Origin of the sequence: Bradyrhizobium sp. 157, assembly GCF_023073815.1 — a bacterium.
Taxonomy (GTDB): domain Bacteria; phylum Pseudomonadota; class Alphaproteobacteria; order Rhizobiales; family Xanthobacteraceae; genus Bradyrhizobium.
On record NZ_JADPKF010000013.1, the window covers coordinates 44993 to 63185 of the forward strand.

An 18193-nucleotide genomic window follows, 5' to 3' on the forward strand; every position below is an offset into this window, starting at 1 on the left:
CGGAATTTTCACCCGGGTAATATTGACGCACGCCGCAAAGCGGCACGCAGCATCCGGGGAACGGCCAACTGTCGGGATTCAATGCCCCTCGAACGCCATCAGCGTACGCACCGGCACTTCCATCGCGCGCAATTTGGCGGCGCCGCCGAGATCGGGCAGATCGATGATGAAGCAGGCCGCGACCACGTTGGCGCCGATCTGGCGCAGCAATTTCACCGCGCCTTCCGCGGTGCCGCCGGTGGCGATGAGATCGTCGACCAGGATGACGCGCTCGCCGGGATGGACCGCGTCGGCATGCATTTCCATTTCATCGAGGCCGTATTCCAGCGAATAGGCGATCCGCACGGTGGTATGCGGCAGCTTGCCCTTTTTTCGGATCGGCACAAAGCCGGCGGAAACCTGATGCGCGACCGCGCCGCCGAGGATGAATCCCCTCGCCTCGATGCCGGCGACCTTGTCGATCTTCAATCCAGCCCACGGCTGCACCAGCTCATCGACGGCACGACGAAAGGCGCGCGCATCTGCCAGCAGGGTCGTGATGTCGCGAAACAGAATGCCCTTTTTCGGGTAGTCCGGAATTGTGCGGACGGTGGCCTTGATGTCGTGATCGAATGTCATTGGTTTTTCTCAACCCCTCGTTTGTTCACCGTCATTGCGAGCGAAGCGAAGCAATCCACAGCGCCGCATCGAGAAAGAATGGATTGCTTCGTCGCTTACGCTCCTCGCAATGACGGCTGCCTTCAATTCGCATTCAGCCGAAACGCATTCTCGACGATACGCAGCCCCACCTCGCCGCCGAGCGACATCAGCGATTCCGGGTGAAACTGCACGCCGCCGACCGGCAGGATCTTGTGTTCGATCGCCATCGCGACGCCGTCCTCCGTGGTCGCGGTGACTTCGAGAACATCGGGCACGCTGTCGCGCTCGACATAGAGCGAATGGTAGCGGCCGATCACGATCTCATTCGGCAGGTTCTGCATCAAGCGCCCGCCGCGCACCTGAACCCGCGATGGCCGTCCATGCGCCGGCTGGGTGAGCTGACCAAGCTGGCCGCCAAAATATTCGCCGATCGCCTGCACGCCGAGACAGACACCGAAGATCGGCAGTTTCCGGTCCAGCGCCGTGCCTATGGTCTTCGAGATTCCAAAATTTTCAGGGCGACCCGGGCCCGGCGACAATACCAGGAGATCCCAGCCCTTCCGCTTCAGCATCTCCTGTGCATGCACGTGCCGGACCACGGTCACGCTTGCGCCGACCTGCCGGAAATAATCCGCCAGCATATGAACGAAACTGTCGTCGTGATCGATCAAGAGCACCTTGCGGCCCGAACCGGTCGCATCGGGTGCAAAGGTCGACAGCGGCTTCGGCGCGTCGCCCCGAAGCGCCTGGAACAGCGCGGCCGCTTTCACTTGGCACTCGCGGTCTTCGGCGGCCGGATCGGAATCGAACAGGCAGGTGGCGCCGACGCGCACCTCGGCCAGCCCATCCTTCATGCGGATGGTACGGATGGTCAGCCCGGTGTTGATGCTGCCGTCGAAATTCACGGCGCCGATCGCGCCGGCGTACCAGCGCCGCGACGAGCGCTCATTGTCCTCGACGAACTGCATCGCCCACAGTTTCGGCGCCCCCGTCACGGTAACTGCCCAGGCGTGGGTCAGGAAGGCATCCAGCGCATCAAAGCCCGGGCGCAGCATGCCTTCGACATGGTCAACGGTGTGGAACAGTTTCGAATAGGTCTCGATCTGCCGCCGCGCCAGCACCTTGATCGTGCCGGGGATGCAGACCCGCGCCTTATCGTTGCGGTCGACGTCGGTGCACATGTTGAGCTCGAACTCGTCCTTTTCCGAGTTCAGTAATTGCCTGATTTGCTCGGCATCGCCGATCGCATCAACGCCGCGCGCGATGGTGCCCGAAATCGGGCAGGTCTCGACACGGCGGCCGTCGGAGCGAACAAACATCTCCGGCGAGGCCGACACCAAAAATTCGCCGTCCCCGAGATTCATCAGCGCGCCATAGGGCGACGGGTTGATGCGGCAGAGCCGCTGGAACACTTCCGCCGGCGAACGCTCGCAGGGCTCGGCGAAGAGTTGCCCTGGCACCGCCTCGAACAGGTCGCCGCGGGCGAACGCCGCGCGCGCGACCTCGACCGTCGCCTGATATTCGCCGGGCGCGTGGTCGGCAAAGCCTTGCCGCGGTGCTTTAACGTAAATGCTCTCGGCGGTCTCGCGCGGCAGACCTTGGGTGGACTTCCCCTTCCACGAGAAATCGTAGCTCAGCACGACGCCGCGGCCGGTCGCACGGTCGTAGGCCAAAAGGCGATCCGGTACGTAGAGCACGATGTCGCGCTGGTCAGCCTCCCGCGCCCGCTTCTGCACGAGGTCCTCGATTTGGAACACGAGGTCATAGGCGAAGGCGCCGAACAGGCCGAGCAGCGGATCGTCATTTGCGGTGAAGGCAGCGACGAGATCGCGGACCAGCGACATCACGCTGGCACGGCGGGTGCGCTGGTCTTCCTCGACCGGCGCGGCGCCGCGGATGATGTGGCCGGCCAGCCGCGTCGGGCTTCGCTCCGAAATGACGACGCAGGGCTCGCGCAGCACGTCTCCGAGAAAGGCGATCAGCACCTCGCCGCGCGCGTTCAGCGCCTGGAGCGAGAAATTCGAGCCGGCCGTTTCCAGCACCAGCGGCGGATCGGCAAAGCCGAGGTCAAAGCTTTCATAACGCCCCGGCACCGTGGTGCCGGAGGACAGCACCACGCCGCGGCGGCGATCGAGCAGATCGATCAGGTCGTCAAGGCGCTTGGCGTTGCCGGTGAATTGCTCGACGGCGCGCGAAACTGCCAGACCGCCGCTGGTCCGGTATTCGCTGTGCTCGGGCAGGGAGAAGGCTGTCCTATTCATGTGATCCTCTTACGAAACTTCGGGAGGGCGCGCCACACAGGACAAACGAAGGGACCGTCGCACTGCGATGGCGACCTTCGACGATTGAAAAATGAAATCGCACCGGCCACCTCTTAGGAGGTGCGCCACCAGAGACGGGAAGGGGTAACGACGGTGCTCATGGGAACCTTATCACCATCCGGCGGAGGCGATGTCAAGGGAGGGGATGGGCCGAGACGCCCGCCCCAAGCCGAACTTTGGGTGTCGGGCGGCACCAAACTTGCGTAGGATTTGAGCAAGCAGCGGCGCTTTCAATGCGCAAAGACTGCAACCGATGGAGGCAAGGATGACACTGCTGGGTCTGGGATATGCCGGCTTCGGATCTGATAGCCTCGAGGACTGGCGGCAGTTCGGGACCGGTCTCGTCGGGCTGCAGGCAGTCGAGCGTAGCAATTCACTGCTGGCGTTCCGGATGGATGACCGCAAGCAGCGCATCGTCATCGATCGCGCAATGGGCGAAGGCACGCGTTTCTTCGGCTGGGAGGTCGCAGATGCCGCAGCGCTTGATGCGCTGGCGGCGCGGCTGGAAACGGCCGGCGTGCATGTTGTAGCTGAACCGCAGACGCGGGCCGACGCGCGCCGCGTGCGCAGCCTGATTTCGTTCCAAGATCCCGCCGGCAACCGGCTGGAGGCGTTCTACGGCGCGGAGATCGACGACACGCCTTTCATACCGGGGCGGTCGATCTCGGGCTTCCGCACTGGCCCGCTTGGGCTCGGGCACGCCGTGCTGACGGTGGAGAACATCAAACCGGTCATGGCGTTCTATGTCGACGTGCTCGGCTTCGGCCTCTCCGACTACATCTCAAAACCGTTCCGCGCCTACTTCTTCCACGTCAACGCGCGGCATCATAGCCTCGCGTTGATCGAGACCGGCAGGAACGGCATGCATCATCTGATGGTGGAATTGTTCTCGCTCGACGATGTCGGCCAGTGCTACGACATTGCGCAGACGGAGGAAGGCCGCGTCAGCGTCACGCTCGGCCGGCACACCAACGATTTCATGACCTCGTTCTACGCCAAGACACCGTCGTCCTTCATGATCGAGTGCGGCTGGGGCGGCCGCGAAATCGATCCCGCGACATGGCAGCCGGTCGAGATGCATGACGGCCCGAGCCTGTGGGGCCACGAGCGCGTCTGGCTGCCGCCCGAAGACCGCGCAGTCGCGCGCGAGATGCGCCTGCGCGCCGCAGCCTCTGGCCTGCGCGCGCCGGTGCAGGTGATGGAGGGCAATTACAAGCTGATGTCGGGGACGTGCCCGTGGTGGGACGGGGTGCGCGAGGGCTGACAATGAAGGGCAAATCTTAGAATTCATCCGCCCCTGGCGTGTCGCGGCGACCATGCCGGACATGCACGACGACCAAATCATCGCCGAGAATGTGGTAGTAGACGAGCAACGAATAGCGGGCCGTTGGAAGCACGCGAACGCCGGGAATGTCTGTCTCTCGTCCAACTCCGGGATGTTCAGCTATTAGCCGACCTGTGATGCGTATTTGATTAACGACTGCAGAAGCTGCGCGCGGACTGTGTTGCGAAATGTACTCGTGGATTTCGGCAATGTCAGCGCGGGCACGCGGCGCGTACCGTAGTCTCACAGGCCACACTTCGCCCAAAGTGCTGCCATTTCTTCTTCGCTGACAAATTCACCGCGCCGAGCCTGTCCAATACCTTCAAGCACTGCAGCGCGGTGTGCTTCCGGCACAACGAACGGATCGCCGCTGGCGGCAGCAATCTGTTCGAGTACCTCCGCGGCATAGGCTTGCCGATCTTCGGGTAGCTTTCGTACCTTTTCGATAGCGTCTTCGAGAACCTTGGTCATTGCAGCATCCTAACGCAACACGGAATGAAATGCGAGGAGGAGCCTCACCTCGCGACGGTGCTCGCGCGGAAACAGCCGATATGCGGCTACTCCCGATAACACCCGCTCTCGATCTCCTCGATCAGGCCGCATGCGGCCGGCCGCCATCCAAGTTCCTGCCGCGCGCGTTTCGCCCGCACCCTGCTATTCGAAGCCATCGTATCCTCTGCAGTACCCTCGCCCCATTCGGCGGCAGCCTCCTGCATCGACATCGCCGTTGGCGATCCCGCAAAACCCAGCATGCGGTTGATGGCCTCACACACTTCACGCATCGAGCTCTCGCCGTTTTCGGCGAAATAGAACGCACCGGCTGGCGCCTTCCCGATCGCGAGCGCATAGAGCGGCACGAGATCGTCGATATGCACGTTGGACCAGATGTTCTCGCCGGGGCCGGCATGCGTGGCATTGCCGCGCTTTTTGGCCAGCTTGATCAGCAACGGCACCTGCACGCTGTCGCGCCCTGCCCCGTGGCCGATGCCGTAGATCAGGCTCGGACAGATGATGACTGGGCGGCAGCCCTTGTCGTGAAAGCCGAGTATGAAGTGGTTCAGCTCGACCCGTGCGGCGCGCGCGGGCGACGGCGTGATCGGCGTATCTTCGTCGAAGATGTCATCGGAGCGCTCGCCGCGGGAGCGGCTGCCGACGATGCTCGATCCTGATGTGTGGATGAAGGACTTGCCGCTTCCGGCGAGAGCATCGAGCAGTGCGACGACGGCGCCCTTGTGGTCGGCACTTGCGGCGTTCACAACAACATCGGCCGCCTGCGCAGCGCGCGCGAGAACTTGCGCGTCATCCAGCGTGCCCATCACCGGCTCAATGCCGAACGCACGAACGGCATCTGCCTTTTCGCGGGAGCGAACAAGACCGGTGACCTGATGGCCGGCGGCGACGAGATGAGCCGCAACCGACCCGCCGATATAGCCCGATGCGCCGGTGCAAAAGATTTTCATGCGCGGCCACCCGCCTTTGCTGAGATGCGCTCAACTTAGCCGAGATGCTTCCTGAAAAACTCCGTCGCCCGGCCCCAGGCGAGCTCGGCGGCCTCGCGATCATGCACGGCCATGCGCTGCTCGTTCACGAAGGCATGTTCAGCATCGTAGCGGAACAGCTCGAGCGACTTGCCGGCGTCCTTCATCGCCTTCTCGAAGGCGTCGACCGCGGCCGGCGTGCACCAATCGTCCTTGTTGGCGAAATGCGCCTGCAGCGGGATCTTCACGTCGGCCGGTTTGGCGGCCTGCTCCGGCGGGATACCGTAGAACACGACGCCCGCCGCTAGCTCCGGAATCTTGGTCGCGCCGATGATGGTCACGGCGCCGCCGAGGCAGAAGCCGGTGAGACCCACCTTCGCGCCATTGCGTGCGAGATATTGCGCGGCGCCACGTACATTTTGAGTAGTGGCGTCCATGAAATCGAGCGAGGTCATCTGCGCGTTGGCCGCCTCCGTATCGTGATACGGCACCACGACGCCCTTGTAGAGATCGGGCGCCAGCGCATCGAAGCCGGCCATCGCAAAGCGGTCGCACAGGCCCTTGATGTTCTCCGACAGGCCCCACCATTCCTGCACCACCACCACGCCCGGCGCGTTGCCGCGCGCGGCATTGGCGAGATAGCCGGCGGTTTCCTTGCCGTCCGGACGCTTGAAGGTGATGTGGGTGCCCATGGGTTCCTCCGGGACTGCTTCTTGAACGTGATGCTTGCGGCCATTTTGGCGGCTGCAAGAGCCGGACGCAATCGCCTGTCGGCGCATTGCTGCGCCCAATAAAAAAGCCCCCGCAGGGGCTTTTCCGAATTGCGGTAAAGACGCCGTGATCAGTGGGCGTTGGCCCAGACCTTCTTCTTGGTGAAGTACAGCAAGACGGTGAGCACGATCAGGAACACGAACACCTGGAGGCCGATCTGCTTGCGCGCCTCCATGTGCGGCTCTGCGGCCCACATCAGGAAGTGGGTGACGTCCTTGGCGTATTGCGCAACCGTGGCCGGCGAGCCGTCGTCGTAGGTGACCTGGCCGTCGTTCAACGGCTTCGGCATCTTGATAGCGTGGCCGGGGAAGTAGGTGTTGTAATAGGAACCTTCCGGCAGATTGAAGCCAGCCGGCGGCTTGTCTTCATAGCCCTGCAACAGCGCCGTGAGGTAATCCGGTCCCTGCTCCTGATACTGGGTAAAGAAATCGATCAGGAACATCGGGAAGCCACGGCCGTAGCTGCGCGCCTTGGTGATCAGCGACAGGTCCGGGGGAAAGGCGCCGCCATTGGCCGCACGCGCCGCCTGCTCGTTGGGGAACGGCGATGGGAAATAATCGGCGGGCCGGCCCGGCCGCTCGAACATCTCGCCCTGGTCGTTCGGGCCGTCCTTGACCTTGTACTCGGAGGCGAACGCCTGGGCCTGGGCCACCGAATAGCCGGGACCGCCGGGTTCAGCGAGATTGCGGAAGGCGACAAACGAGAGGCCATGGCAGGACGCGCAGACTTCCTTGTAGACCTTCAAGCCGCGCTGCATGGCGCCGCGGTCGAACTTGCCGAACGGGCCTGCAAACGACCATTTCTGCGCCGGCGGCTTGGTGCTGCCTTCGGCGGCGCGGGCGCTCTCGGCGCCGCCCAGAAGCAGACCGCCGGCCACCATCAGCGCGATCACGGTCGAGACCATCGGCGCAGGCTTGCCGCCCGTCTTTGCCAGCACGTCGTCCGCGATCGAGTTCGGCACCGGACGGGGCTTCTCGATCCGCGCCAGCAACGGCAGCAGGATCAGGAAATAGGCGAAGTAGAGGAAGGTCAGGATGCGGCCGACGATAACATAGATGCCTTCCGGCGGCTGCGCGCCGAGATAGCCGAGGCCGATGCAGACCACAACGAACATCCAGAAGAACTGCTTGGCCAGCGGGCGGTACTTCGACGAGCGCGTTTTGGCGCTGTCGAGCCAGGGCAGGAACGCCAGAATGATGATCGCACCGAACATCGCCACGACGCCGGCAAGCTTGTTCGGGATCGAGCGCAGGATGGCGTAGAACGGCAGATAGTACCATTCCGGCACGATGTGCGCGGGCGTTACAGCGGGATTAGCCGGAATGTAGTTCTCGGCGTCACCGAGATAGTTCGGCATGTAGAAGATGAACCATGCGAAGAACAGCATGAAACAGGAGACGCCGAACATGTCCTTCATGGTCGCGTAAGGCGTGAACGGCACCGTGTCCTTTTCGGTCTTCGGCTCGACGCCGGCCGGATTGTTCTGGCCCGCCACATGCAGCGCCCAGATGTGCAGCACGACCACGCCGGCGATCACGAACGGCAGCAGGTAGTGCAGCGAGAAGAACCGATTCAGCGTCGGATTGCCGACCGAATAGCCGCCCCACAACAGCGTCACGATGCTCTCGCCGAAATACGGCACGGCCGAGAACAGGTTGGTGATGACGGTGGCTCCCCAGAAGCTCATCTGGCCCCACGGCAACACGTAACCCATGAAGCCGGTCGCCATCATCAGGAGATAGATGATGACGCCGAGGATCCACAGCACTTCACGCGGCTCCTTGTACGACCCGTAATAGAGGCCGCGGAACATGTGAATGTAGACGGCGAAGAAGAACATCGAGGCGCCGCTGGCGTGGATGTTGCGCAGCAGCCAGCCGTAGTTGACGTCGCGGACGATGAACTGGACCGACTTGAAGGCGAGATCGGCATGCGGCGTGTAGTGCATCGCCAGGATCACGCCGGTCAGGATCTGAACACCCAGCATGAACGAAAGGATCGCGCCGAACGTCCACCAGTAGTTCAGATTACGCGGCGTCGGATACGCCACGAACGAGGAATGCATGAGTCCCATGATCGGGAGGCGCCGTTCGATCCACTTCAAGGCGGGATTGGTCGGCTGGAAATCGGATGGTCCGCTCATTGATGCGATCCTGAGGAAGTAAAACGACGCGACGACTTAAGGGGGGTCTCGGACTGGCGTCCGAGCCCTTAGCCGATCTGGATTTTGGTATCGGAAACGAAGGTGTAGGGTGGCACGGCCAGATTGGTCGGCGCGGGTCCCTGACGGATGCGGCCCGAGGTGTCGTACACCGAACCGTGGCAGGGGCAGAAGAAGCCGTTGTAGGCGCCCTCATTGGCGATCGGGATACAGCCGAGATGCGTGCAGATGCCGACCACGACCAGCCACTGGTCATGGCCCGGCTTAACCCGCTGCTCATCGCTCTGCGGATCGGGCAGGCTCGATACCGGCACCTTGCGGGCCTCTTCGATCTGCTTCTTGGTTCGATGGCTGATGTAGATCGGCTTGCCGCGCCAGAACACCTTGATGTCCTGTCCTTCGGCGATCGGGGTCAGGTCGACCTCGATCGGTGCACCTGCCGCGACCGTCGAGGCATCCGGACTCATCTGGGAAACCAGCGGCACCACCGTGGCGGCCCCGCCTACGGCGGCGACGGCTCCCGTTGCAACATAAAGGAAATCACGGCGTGTCGGATTGTCCGCCGAAGACGCTGTCGTCACGATCTCAAGCCCTTTCTTATCTGCAACCAGCGGAACCGCCCCGGACCCGCGCAAACGCGCGCCCCGGAGGAGGCTGCCGGCGCCCGCGGCCCCCGCGGCGGCAGAAAAAACCGCTTTTCCTCCCCCATTCCGGCGGAACAAGCAGTCCAGAATCGTTCTATTGGCACCCTTGCCGTGAGAGCGCAAGCCCGCTATCGGCTCGCAAGCGTGCAATGCACTAAATCAGCGCCCGACCGTGATTATTCAGTCATTTCATCCGCGCGTCCGAAGCCTAGACACATGCATATCGCCCTCTTCCAGCCCGATATTCCCCAGAACACCGGGACGATTCTGCGCCTGTGTGCATGCCTGGGCGTGGCCGCCCATATTATAGAGCCGGCCGGATTTGCGACCTCGGACCGCCATTTCCGCCGGGCGGGAATGGACTATCTAGATCATGTCGCCATCACGCGCCATGACTCATGGCAAAAATTCGAGCAATGGCGTAACGAGGCGGGTTTCCGGCTGGTGCTGTTTACGACCAAGGGCTCCAGTTCCTATCTGGATTTCAACTACCGGCCGGACGATGTGCTGCTGTTCGGGCGCGAATCCGCAGGGGTTACCGCCGAAGTTGTGTCTGCCGCCGATGCGCGGCTGGTGATTCCAATCAGGCCGGGCTTGCGTTCGCTCAATGTCGCCATGGCCGCCGCCATGGCATTAGGCGAGGCGCTGCGGCAGACCGGTTCCGCGGTACAAGCGGACGCGGTTCTCAAGGAGAGATGGTGAGCTACGCGGTCAAAGAGATATTTCTGACCTTGCAGGGCGAAGGCGCGCATGCGGGCCGCGCGGCGGTGTTTTGCCGCTTTTCCGGCTGCAATCTCTGGAGCGGCCGCGAGCAGGACCGCGCCAGCGCCATCTGCAAGTTCTGCGATACCGACTTTGTCGGCACCGACGGCACGCTCGGGGGCCGCTATGCATCGGCGGACGAACTCGCCGATACTATCGCCGGGCAATGGACGGGCGACAGCACCAACCGCTATGTGGTCCTGACCGGCGGCGAGCCGCTGCTGCAGGTCGATCCCGCCTTCATCGATGCACTGCATGCGCGCGGCTTCGCCATTGGTATCGAGACCAACGGCACGATCGAGCCGCCCGAAGGGGTGGACTGGGTCTGCGTCAGTCCGAAAGCCGGCGCCGATCTTGTGGTGCGCCGCGGTCACGAATTGAAGCTGGTCTATCCGCAGGCGGGCGCGCCGCCGGAAAATTTTGCGGACCTCGATTTCGAGCGCTTTTCGCTGCAGCCGATGGATGGGCCCGACGTGATCGAGAACACCGCGCGTGCGGTCGATTACTGCCTACGCCATCCGCAATGGCGGCTCAGCCTGCAGACGCACAAGACACTTGGCATCAGATAGGATGTAGATTTTCAAGATGTGGGAATTGACGAAATCGTTTCGCTTCGAAGCTGCGCATTCCCTGAAGGGAACAACCTTCGGCGCGGCCAGCGAGGAAATTCACGGCCACTCGTTTCGCGCCGAAGTGAGCGTGCGCGGCACGCCCGACCCGGAAACCGGCATGGTGCTGGATCTCGGCCTGCTCGAACGCAGCATGGAAGAAGTCCGGAAAACCCTCGACCACAAGCTCCTCAACAACGTCGAGGCGCTGGGGACGCCGACGCTGGAGAACATTTCGCGCTACATCTTCGAGCGGGTCCAGCACGCCGGCCAAATCACCCGCGTCAGCGTTCATCGCGACAGTTGCAACGAGAGCTGCACGTATTTCGGGCCGCAGGGCTAGGAGAGATACACTTTTCCGTCATTGCGAGCGGAGCGAAGCAATCCATCGTGCCACGAAAAGAATGGATTGCTTCGCCGCTTCGCTCCTCGCAATGACGGACAGGAAGGACACGGATCGACCGCATGGACATGTCAGTCATCGAGGATCGCAAGACGCGCGCGAGGGCCTGGTTCGAAGCATTGCGCAACGACATCTGCGCGGCCTTCGAGCGGCTCGAAGACGACGCGCCGCCTGCTCTCTATCCCGGCGAACCCGGGCGCTTCGTCCGCACGCCCTGGGACCGCACCGACCACACCGGCAAGCCGGGCGGCGGCGGGGTGATGTCGATGATGCGCGGGCGGCTGTTCGAGAAGGTCGGCGTGCACTGCTCGACCGTGCATGGCGAGTTCGCCCCTGAGTTCCGCGCACAAATTCCGGGCGCGGCTGACGATCCCAGATTCTGGGCATCAGGCATTTCGCTGATCGCGCACATGCGCAACCCACATGTGCCGGCGGTGCACATGAACACCCGCTTCGTGGTCACCACCAAGGCCTGGTTCGGCGGCGGCGCGGACCTGACGCCGGTGCTCGACCGCCGGCGCACCCAGGATGACCCCGACACGCTGGCCTTCCATCAGGCGATGAAAGAGGCATGTGGCGGACCGAACAGCGTCGCCGACTACGACAAGTATAAAAAATGGTGTGACGAATATTTCTATTTGCCGCATCGCAAGGAAGCACGCGGCATCGGTGGCATCTTCTACGACTGGCATGACTCGGGCGACTGGGACGCCGACCTCGCCTTTACCCAGGAGGTCGGCCGCGCCTTCCTGAAAATCTATCCTGAGCTGGTCCGCCGCAATTTCGCCCTTCCTTGGAATGCCGCCGACCGCGAGGAACAGTTGATCCGGCGCGGGCGCTACGTCGAGTTCAATCTGCTCTACGACCGCGGCACGATCTTCGGGCTAAAGACCGGCGGCAATGTGGATTCTATCCTCTCGTCGATGCCGCCAGAGGTAAAGTGGCCATGATCGCATGATTGGTTGTCATGACTGATCGCTATGGTGCGATTCGTGTCATGTAATCCGAGGAGTAGATCATGGATTTGAAACCAGGCGACGTCGTCATTCTGAAGTCCGGCGGCCACCCTCTCAGTGTGGTGGAGGTCAAAGACGGCAACGTTGCGTGCGTATGGATGGGCAATGAAGGCGATCTGTTCCGCGAGACGCTGCCGCTTGCCGTCCTGGAGCTCGCCGAACCCGATACGTCAGAGGACGACGAAGAAGACGACGAGGACGAGGACGAAGAGGAAGCCGAGGACGAGGAAGAGGACGACCGCGCCAACAAGGTTGCGTGAGGCACTTTTTGACGCCGCCGGATTGATGGTCCGGCGGCGTCGTTTCCCGGGATTGGACCCGGTGCGGGTGATCTGATATTCGCGGCAAGTCCGTCGCTGCTTCCGGCGGCCGACGATGCTCGAAGTGAGATGGCCGCGAAACAATGACCCACCTGCCCCGCGCGATGCTGATCGATATGGATGACACCATCCTGTCGGCCTATGGCCGCCCGGAGATCGCCTGGCACAATGTCACGTCCGAGTTCGCCGCCGAGTTCGCGCCCCTGACCTCGCAGCAGGTTGCCGCCGCCGTTCTGGATTCCGCGCGGAAATTCTGGGCCGTTGCCGAAGCCGAATGGCGGCTGAAGCTCGATGAAGCTCGGCGCGTCACCGTCAGGAACGGATTTGCCGCGCTTGCCGAAGGCGGTCACGTTTTGCCTGAAGACCTCGCGATACGGTTGGCAGATCGCTTCACCGCCTACCGAGAAGAGGAAATGTTCGTTTTCCCCGGCGCGCATGACGCCATCGACGAACTGAAGGCCCGCGGCGTCAAGCTGGCGCTGGTGACGAATGGCGCCGCAGGTGCCCAGCGCGCCAAGGTCGAGCGCTTTGCGCTGTCGCACCGCTTCGATCACATCCAGATCGAGGGCGAGCACGGTTTCGGCAAGCCGGATGAGCGCGCCTATCTGCACGCGATGCAGGCGCTCGGCGTCACCGCACCCGAGACCTGGATGATCGGCGACAATCTGGAATGGGAAGTGGTGGCGCCGCAGCGGCTCGGCATCTACGCTATCTGGATCGACGTGCATGGCGACGGCCTGCCGCCGGATTCCACCGTGAAGCCCGACCGCATCATTCGCTCGCTGCCGGAGCTGCTGCCCCGCAAGGGGTGAAAGAGCGTCAGAAGTTCCACTATCGGCTCACCGCGGCATTACACGATCGCGTGCAATGTGCGTTGCCTCACAGTGCGGTAGCCCGCAATCGCAGATCGTACCGGCGTTGGTCGAAGGTTGAAGTCCGTGGGATGGGAGTTCACCAATGCCGAACGACGACACGCACAAGCAGCCGCCTGCGGCAGACGATATCGCACCAAAATCCGCCCCGCTCAGGTGGCTCTGGAAGTTCAATCACGGGCTCGACATCGTCAAAGGGCTGTCGATGGTTACCGTGGCGAGCAGCCTTGTGGTCGGCTATTTCCAGTACCTCAACGCCTATCAGGAGAAGGTCGGGAGCCAAGCCAAGGAAGACATGGCTGCGGCGACAGCGACGTATACTGAGATTTCGCGCGCATTCGCCGAAATGCAGGCATTGCAGCAAACCCTGTATTCCGGTTTCACGCGCGCCGTCAGGGAAAAGTTCGACGCCAGCGACAAGGCGCTCGACACCAAGAATGCGCAGGCGATTTCCGAGCGTTACGAAAAGGCGCGGATCGCACTGCGCGAAAATATCGACGTGCTGACGCGAAAGGCGGAAGTCTATATCGACTGGGCAAGCAATACCTATCGCGACCCGGCCGAGAAGCATAACATCGGCAACGATCCGCTGTCACGGCAGGTGTTGCGCGACTACGCCTTGGACTGTTCCGACAAGTACAATTTTCCGGCGTTCGGAAACGTGCATGCCGAGGACGATACGCCCACCAAGGAAGTTGCAGACGATGAATATTGCGCAATCGCCGAGAAACGGGGCGTCGACGACCGGACCAAGCCCAAAGATGCATTCGTCCGGATCTGCGCTGGCCCTCAGGACAGGGCAGCAAAGCGAATCTATTGGTACAGCGCCAAGCACCATGTCCTGACGATGCACTACTGCTTCGAGGCCGCGCACGACAGACTAGCAGCAGCGCGGCAATGGGCCTCCCGAAGCGATCGGGACATCGCGAAGGAGAAGGAAATCGTCGAGCGCGAGAAAGAGATCAATGCCCAACTGGACGATCTGGCCGGCCGGGTCAGCGCGTTCAGCAGCCTGGCGCTGCATCAGATGGAGCGAATTCGGGTGAAGTACCGTCCGGTCGGCTTCCTGTGCAGCGTGCCGCTCGTCCGCAACATACCGAACATCAACTGCTTCCCGATCCGCACGGCATCGCTCACACATTGATCAGTGCCGCAGCGCCGCGGTGATCATGACGAGGCCGCCGACCATCACGGCGGCGTCGAGGATCGCGGTGTGGATGTGCACCGGCATGCGCTCGACGAAAGCTTTTGCGAGGAACGCGCCGGGAATCGCGATGGCACCGATCAAGAGAGCAAAGGCCAGCACCTGCGCGGTGACGACGCCGGCAAGGCCGAACACCGAAATCTTGATGAGACCGGTCACGACCGAGATCACCGCATCGGTAGCGATCACGGCAGCTCCCTCGAGACCAGACGCCATCAACAACGACAGCAGGATCACCCCGGAACCTGATGTGCCGCCGACCACCACACCATAACCCACCGCGCTGACACCAAGGCCGGTGTCGCCGATCCTGATATCGCAATGCTTGGCCAGCCGGCGTAGCGGCACGCTCAGGACCAGCATGCCGCCGATTACGAGCGCCGCACCGGCGCTGGTCAGCCGCGTGTAGCCATAGGCGCCGAGCGCTGTTGTGAGCATGGCGGCGCCGATCACGATCAGCGCGCGCCGCCGGTCCGCGTAACGAAAATACGCCACGAAGCGGCTGATATTGGTGAAGATCGCTGAGATCGCGATGATCGGCACCACGGGCTCGGCGCCGACCAGCGGCACGAGGACCAGCGGCATCAAGGCGCCGGTACCATAGCCGGCAAGCCCGCCGATGACGGAGGCCAATAGCGCCATGCCTCCAACCAGCACGAGTTGACCTAGTGAAACATCGGCAAACCCGGCCAGAATATTCACAGCCGGTGATCGCGGGTGAAACGGGCGGCGGCCTGGTCGGCGATCGCGGCAAGCGCGGATGGTTCAAGCGGAAAATCCGCGGCCAACCAGGCGTCTTCCGCAAGCGTCAGCACGTGACCGAGGCCGGGACCTTCGGCAATGCCGCGGGAGATGAAGTCGGCCGCTTTCAGCGGAAATTTCGGCGCGCTCCAGCGCTGCGGCAACGTTGCAAGCTCACGCCAGCGCGCGGCGCCATTATCGATGCCGCCTGCCCGCGCCCACGCCAGCATCAGCCGGTCGCGGTAGGGAGCCTCGCCGAGCCGATAGAGAAGCTGCCGCGCTCGCGCGTCGTCCTTGCTCGCAAGCCGCCACCAGCGATGGCCCATCGAATCCAGCGCTTTGGCCTCCGCGTTGGAAAGCCGAAGCCGCGCCGAGACGCGCCTGGCGTCCTCGGTGACGGCGACCGTAAGCGCGGCGAGCCGGCGCACGGCGCTCGGCGGCAGGCCCAGCGCCCGTTCAGCCGCGATCATCGCCGCGAATGTCCCCGTGTAGGCGACGCCGCCGAAGATCAGCAGCAGCAGGCCGGCATCCGCCATCGCCTGCACCGAAACCGCGGCGCCTTCTGCGATCAACAGCTTCAACATCTCCATACGCACGCGTTCGGCGGAAAGGCTCGAAAGCCCCGCGCGCCCGTCGATGCAGGCGAGATATCCGGCACGATCGGGCTCGCCCGTCCCGTAGGCGGCATGCATGCGAAAGAAGCGCAGGATGCGCAAAGAATCCTCGGCGATGCGCTGTCCGGCGTCGCCGATGAAACGCACGCGTTTGGCCTGGATATCGGCAAGCCCGCCGACATGGTCATGCACGACGCCCTCGGCGTCGACGGAAAGCCCGTTGAGGGTGAAATCGCGCCGTTCCGCATCGCGAACCCAGTTGCGCCCGAACGCAACCCTGGCCTTGCGGCCAAAGGTCTCGGTGTCCTCACGCAAGGTCGTAACCTCGAATGGGTGAGATTCGACGACCAGCGTGACCGTGCCGTGGTCGATCCCGGTCGGGACGCATTTGATGCCGGCCGCCTTGGCGCGGCGGACGACCTCGTCGGGCAACGCCGTTGTCGCGATATCGACATCGCCGAGAGGAATTTTCAGAAGCGCATTGCGCACGGCGCCGCCGATCACGCGGGCTTCCTCGCCATCGCCATTGAGCAACGCGAGCACGCGCGCGGCCGGACCGGATCTGAGCCAGGGCGCGTCCAACAGCACGCGTGCCTCGCTCATTTCTCCCCCCCGTGAACCAGCTTGCCGTCTTCCAGCTGCGCCGGAACATAGGTCGAATTCGGCGGTGCGCCGGAAAACTGCGCCAGCAGGACGAAGCTGATGGCGACCAGCAGCAGCGATCCCAGCGCTAGTTTGGCAACAAGATGTGCCGGCCAGGAGGAGGACGCGAAGACGCCGGAACGAGTGGCAATCAGGAACAGCGCGTAGACCGCGAACGGGATCAGGAATATTGCGATTTCGGTTAGAATCGGACGGATCATGCGAGATAAATCCGCTCATATAGCACGCGAAGGATCCCCGCGGTCGCGCCCCATATGTAACGCTCGGCGAACGGCATGGCATAATAGGAGCGCTCCATGCCGCGGAATTCCTTGGAATGGATCTGATGGTTCTCGGGATTCATCAGGAAAGCCAGCGGGACCTCGAAGGCGTCGACCACCTCGCCTTCGTTGATCGTCAGCTCAAAGCCGGGCTTCACACGCGCCACTGTCGGCAGGATACGAAACCCGAAGGCGGTTCCATAAAGATCGAGATAGCCGATCGGCTCGATGAACTCGCGCTTGAGACCGACTTCCTCCTCCGCCTCGCGCAAGGCGGCATCGAGCGGCGAAGCGTCGGTTGCATCGATCTTGCCGCCCGGAAAGGAAATCTGGCCGGCGTGGCTGGAAAGATGCGGCGAGCGCTGCGTGAGCAATACGGTCGGCTCGCGATGATCGACCACCGGGATCAACACTGCCGCCGGGCGCACCGGCTGCTCGCGCGCGATGATCTCAAGCATGCGGTCGTTGCCCGCATCACCAGTCCGCGGAACGATGTTGGGATCGACCAGACCGGGCGGCACGTCGAAGTTCAGCCGGGCCTTGCTTCGCGCGAAGAACTCGGTCGAGTTGACCGGAGCCGCCGCTTCCATCTTCTTCAGCATCGGCTCGTTCAAACCGCATCCCTCATCTGCTTCGCGTCCGCCATGGCAAAGAACTCGCCGCCGGACTCGACGCCGAACATCGGCTGACCATCGACCATCCGCTCTTCCCCCAAGTCAACCAGATCGTAATAAAGCGCGCGCGTCACCTTCGCCCACAGATCGGCGCGGACATGCAGGTAGGGAGTCAGCCCACCGTCGGCCGCCATCTCGAAGCGCAGGCGATGCGCGGAATCGCACGGCACCCAGTCGTCGACATTGGTGCGGAAGCGGAGCAGCCGGCCGCGATCGCCGGCCTCGTTTTGCATCTCCACCGCCAGGAACGGCGCATCGTCGACGCGGATGCCGACCTTCTCGACCGGGGTCACGAGAAAGTGCTTGCCGTCCTCGCGCTTGAGAATGGTCGAAAACAGCCGCACCAGCGCCGGACGCCCGATTGGCGTCCCCATGTAGAACCACGTACCGTCGCCGGCGATGCGCATGTCGAGATCGCCGCAAAACGGCGGATTCCACAGATGGACCGGAGGCAATGCCTTTCCGGCTTGGGTGCGATTGACTGCTTCCCTGGCCGCAACCGTCAGACCTTCAAGGCCCTTGCTGTCAGAATCCTTGCCTTCGTGCCGCTGGCCGCTGGTTTGCCCTTGCTTCGCCATTGTTTGCCCTGAGTCTCGGCGCCTCGATTGGCACGATTGGTGCACACATATACCGAGATATGTGTTCCCGACGATTTGGGTCCGTACTATTGCGGATCAAGTCGCCATATCGTGATGCCGTTCATACCCCGAAATACCGA

20 protein-coding genes are annotated in these 18193 nt (G+C 62.9%); 8 read left to right on the plus strand and 12 right to left on the minus strand.

All coding sequences use genetic code 11. The features are described from left to right. Window positions 1-78: 78 nt before the first annotated feature. Both IVA95_RS02145 and IVA95_RS02150 read right to left on the minus strand, forming a co-directional pair. Window positions 79-618, minus strand: coding sequence for an adenine phosphoribosyltransferase (locus IVA95_RS02145; protein ID WP_057841738.1), 540 nt, complete (start codon window positions 616-618; stop codon window positions 79-81). A gap of 122 nt (window positions 619-740) precedes the next feature. Further along, entirely contained in the window at window positions 741-2900 is a 2160-nt protein-coding gene (locus tag IVA95_RS02150) for an anthranilate synthase component I (protein ID WP_247508996.1), read from the minus strand. 325 nt (window positions 2901-3225) lie between these two features. On the opposite strand from IVA95_RS02150, the gene IVA95_RS02155 reads away from it, so the two are divergent. After that, a complete protein-coding gene (locus tag IVA95_RS02155; protein WP_247508997.1) occupies window positions 3226-4224 on the plus strand; it encodes a VOC family protein in 999 nt (332 codons plus the stop codon). A gap of 303 nt (window positions 4225-4527) precedes the next feature. Here the strand turns inward: IVA95_RS02155 and IVA95_RS02160 are convergent, their stop codons facing one another. The 5 genes from IVA95_RS02160 to petA all read right to left on the minus strand — a co-directional run bounded on the left by IVA95_RS02160 (window position 4528) and on the right by petA (window position 9275). Then, window positions 4528-4755, minus strand: a complete 228-nt coding sequence (locus tag IVA95_RS02160) for a hypothetical protein (RefSeq protein WP_247508998.1) — start codon at window positions 4753-4755, stop codon at window positions 4528-4530. 86 nt (window positions 4756-4841) lie between these two features. Then, complete coding sequence (locus IVA95_RS02165) at window positions 4842-5744, minus strand: NAD-dependent epimerase/dehydratase family protein (protein WP_247508999.1); 903 nt, start codon at window positions 5742-5744, stop codon at window positions 4842-4844. 35 nt (window positions 5745-5779) lie between these two features. Continuing rightward, a complete protein-coding gene (locus IVA95_RS02170) occupies window positions 5780-6454 on the minus strand; it encodes a dienelactone hydrolase family protein (RefSeq protein WP_247509000.1) in 675 nt (224 codons plus the stop codon). Window positions 6455-6603: 149 nt separating this feature from the next. After that, a complete protein-coding gene (locus IVA95_RS02175; RefSeq protein ID WP_247509001.1) occupies window positions 6604-8676 on the minus strand; it encodes a cytochrome c1 in 2073 nt (690 codons plus the stop codon). 68 nt (window positions 8677-8744) lie between these two features. After that, window positions 8745-9275, minus strand: coding sequence for a ubiquinol-cytochrome c reductase iron-sulfur subunit (gene petA / locus IVA95_RS02180; protein WP_247509002.1), 531 nt, complete (start codon window positions 9273-9275; stop codon window positions 8745-8747). A 279-nt stretch (window positions 9276-9554) separates the two neighbouring features. On the opposite strand from petA, the gene IVA95_RS02185 reads away from it, so the two are divergent. The 7 genes from IVA95_RS02185 (at window position 9555) to IVA95_RS02215 (ending at window position 14463) form a co-directional block, all read left to right on the plus strand. Then, entirely contained in the window at window positions 9555-10040 is a 486-nt protein-coding gene (locus IVA95_RS02185) for a tRNA (cytidine(34)-2'-O)-methyltransferase (RefSeq protein WP_213252197.1), read from the plus strand. Beyond that, on the plus strand, window positions 10037-10669 hold the full coding sequence (gene queE / locus IVA95_RS02190; RefSeq protein WP_247509003.1) for a 7-carboxy-7-deazaguanine synthase: 633 nt from the start codon (window positions 10037-10039) through the stop codon (window positions 10667-10669). Before IVA95_RS02185 ends, queE begins: the two co-directional genes overlap by 4 nt. 16 nt (window positions 10670-10685) lie before the next feature. Next, window positions 10686-11051, plus strand: coding sequence for a 6-carboxytetrahydropterin synthase (locus IVA95_RS02195; RefSeq protein ID WP_247509004.1), 366 nt, complete (start codon window positions 10686-10688; stop codon window positions 11049-11051). A gap of 122 nt (window positions 11052-11173) precedes the next feature. Beyond that, window positions 11174-12061, plus strand: a complete 888-nt coding sequence (hemF, locus tag IVA95_RS02200; RefSeq protein ID WP_247509005.1) for an oxygen-dependent coproporphyrinogen oxidase — start codon at window positions 11174-11176, stop codon at window positions 12059-12061. 68 nt (window positions 12062-12129) lie between these two features. Then, window positions 12130-12387 (plus strand): DUF2158 domain-containing protein, encoded by a 258-nt coding sequence (locus tag IVA95_RS02205; protein ID WP_247509006.1) that lies wholly within the window; start codon window positions 12130-12132, stop codon window positions 12385-12387. A gap of 143 nt (window positions 12388-12530) precedes the next feature. Next, window positions 12531-13259, plus strand: coding sequence for an HAD family hydrolase (locus IVA95_RS02210; protein WP_247509007.1), 729 nt, complete (start codon window positions 12531-12533; stop codon window positions 13257-13259). A 145-nt stretch (window positions 13260-13404) separates the two neighbouring features. Beyond that, a complete protein-coding gene (locus IVA95_RS02215) occupies window positions 13405-14463 on the plus strand; it encodes a hypothetical protein (RefSeq protein ID WP_247509008.1) in 1059 nt (352 codons plus the stop codon). Here the strand turns inward: IVA95_RS02215 and IVA95_RS02220 are convergent, their stop codons facing one another. The 5 genes from IVA95_RS02220 to IVA95_RS02240 are packed head-to-tail and all read right to left on the minus strand — an operon-like array spanning window position 14464 to window position 18053. After that, window positions 14464-15225 carry a sulfite exporter TauE/SafE family protein gene (locus IVA95_RS02220; protein WP_247509009.1) on the minus strand — a complete coding sequence of 254 codons (762 nt, stop codon included), beginning with the start codon at window positions 15223-15225 and terminating at the stop codon, window positions 14464-14466. Continuing rightward, complete coding sequence (locus tag IVA95_RS02225) at window positions 15222-16481, minus strand: CCA tRNA nucleotidyltransferase (RefSeq protein WP_247509010.1); 1260 nt, start codon at window positions 16479-16481, stop codon at window positions 15222-15224. The genes IVA95_RS02220 and IVA95_RS02225 overlap by 4 nt, the downstream gene beginning before the upstream one ends. Continuing rightward, complete coding sequence (locus IVA95_RS02230; RefSeq protein WP_247509011.1) at window positions 16478-16741, minus strand: DUF6111 family protein; 264 nt, start codon at window positions 16739-16741, stop codon at window positions 16478-16480. Before IVA95_RS02230 ends, IVA95_RS02225 begins: the two co-directional genes overlap by 4 nt. Beyond that, window positions 16738-17415, minus strand: coding sequence for a CoA pyrophosphatase (locus tag IVA95_RS02235; RefSeq protein WP_213252187.1), 678 nt, complete (start codon window positions 17413-17415; stop codon window positions 16738-16740). Before IVA95_RS02235 ends, IVA95_RS02230 begins: the two co-directional genes overlap by 4 nt. After that, window positions 17412-18053 carry a DUF1285 domain-containing protein gene (locus IVA95_RS02240; RefSeq protein ID WP_247509012.1) on the minus strand — a complete coding sequence of 214 codons (642 nt, stop codon included), beginning with the start codon at window positions 18051-18053 and terminating at the stop codon, window positions 17412-17414. The genes IVA95_RS02235 and IVA95_RS02240 overlap by 4 nt, the downstream gene beginning before the upstream one ends. Window positions 18054-18193: the final 140 nt, after the last annotated feature.

Coding starts and splice junctions, on each gene's coding strand:
- IVA95_RS02205 (WP_247509006.1), top strand. CDS start 12,130: ATGGATTTGAAACCAGGCGACGTCGTCATTCTGAAGTCCGGCGGCCAC.
- IVA95_RS02210 (WP_247509007.1), top strand. CDS start 12,531: ATGACCCACCTGCCCCGCGCGATGCTGATCGATATGGATGACACCATC.
- IVA95_RS02195 (WP_247509004.1), top strand. CDS start 10,686: ATGTGGGAATTGACGAAATCGTTTCGCTTCGAAGCTGCGCATTCCCTG.
- IVA95_RS02175 (WP_247509001.1), bottom strand. CDS start 8,676: ATGAGCGGACCATCCGATTTCCAGCCGACCAATCCCGCCTTGAAGTGG.
- IVA95_RS02155 (WP_247508997.1), top strand. CDS start 3,226: ATGACACTGCTGGGTCTGGGATATGCCGGCTTCGGATCTGATAGCCTC.
- IVA95_RS02150 (WP_247508996.1), bottom strand. CDS start 2,900: ATGAATAGGACAGCCTTCTCCCTGCCCGAGCACAGCGAATACCGGACC.
- IVA95_RS02170 (WP_247509000.1), bottom strand. CDS start 6,454: ATGGGCACCCACATCACCTTCAAGCGTCCGGACGGCAAGGAAACCGCC.
- IVA95_RS02185 (WP_213252197.1), top strand. CDS start 9,555: ATGCATATCGCCCTCTTCCAGCCCGATATTCCCCAGAACACCGGGACG.
- IVA95_RS02230 (WP_247509011.1), bottom strand. CDS start 16,741: ATGATCCGTCCGATTCTAACCGAAATCGCAATATTCCTGATCCCGTTC.
- IVA95_RS02165 (WP_247508999.1), bottom strand. CDS start 5,744: ATGAAAATCTTTTGCACCGGCGCATCGGGCTATATCGGCGGGTCGGTT.
- IVA95_RS02225 (WP_247509010.1), bottom strand. CDS start 16,481: ATGAGCGAGGCACGCGTGCTGTTGGACGCGCCCTGGCTCAGATCCGGT.
- hemF (WP_247509005.1), top strand. CDS start 11,174: ATGGACATGTCAGTCATCGAGGATCGCAAGACGCGCGCGAGGGCCTGG.
- IVA95_RS02145 (WP_057841738.1), bottom strand. CDS start 618: ATGACATTCGATCACGACATCAAGGCCACCGTCCGCACAATTCCGGAC.
- IVA95_RS02240 (WP_247509012.1), bottom strand. CDS start 18,053: ATGGCGAAGCAAGGGCAAACCAGCGGCCAGCGGCACGAAGGCAAGGAT.
- IVA95_RS02160 (WP_247508998.1), bottom strand. CDS start 4,755: ATGACCAAGGTTCTCGAAGACGCTATCGAAAAGGTACGAAAGCTACCC.
- IVA95_RS02215 (WP_247509008.1), top strand. CDS start 13,405: ATGCCGAACGACGACACGCACAAGCAGCCGCCTGCGGCAGACGATATC.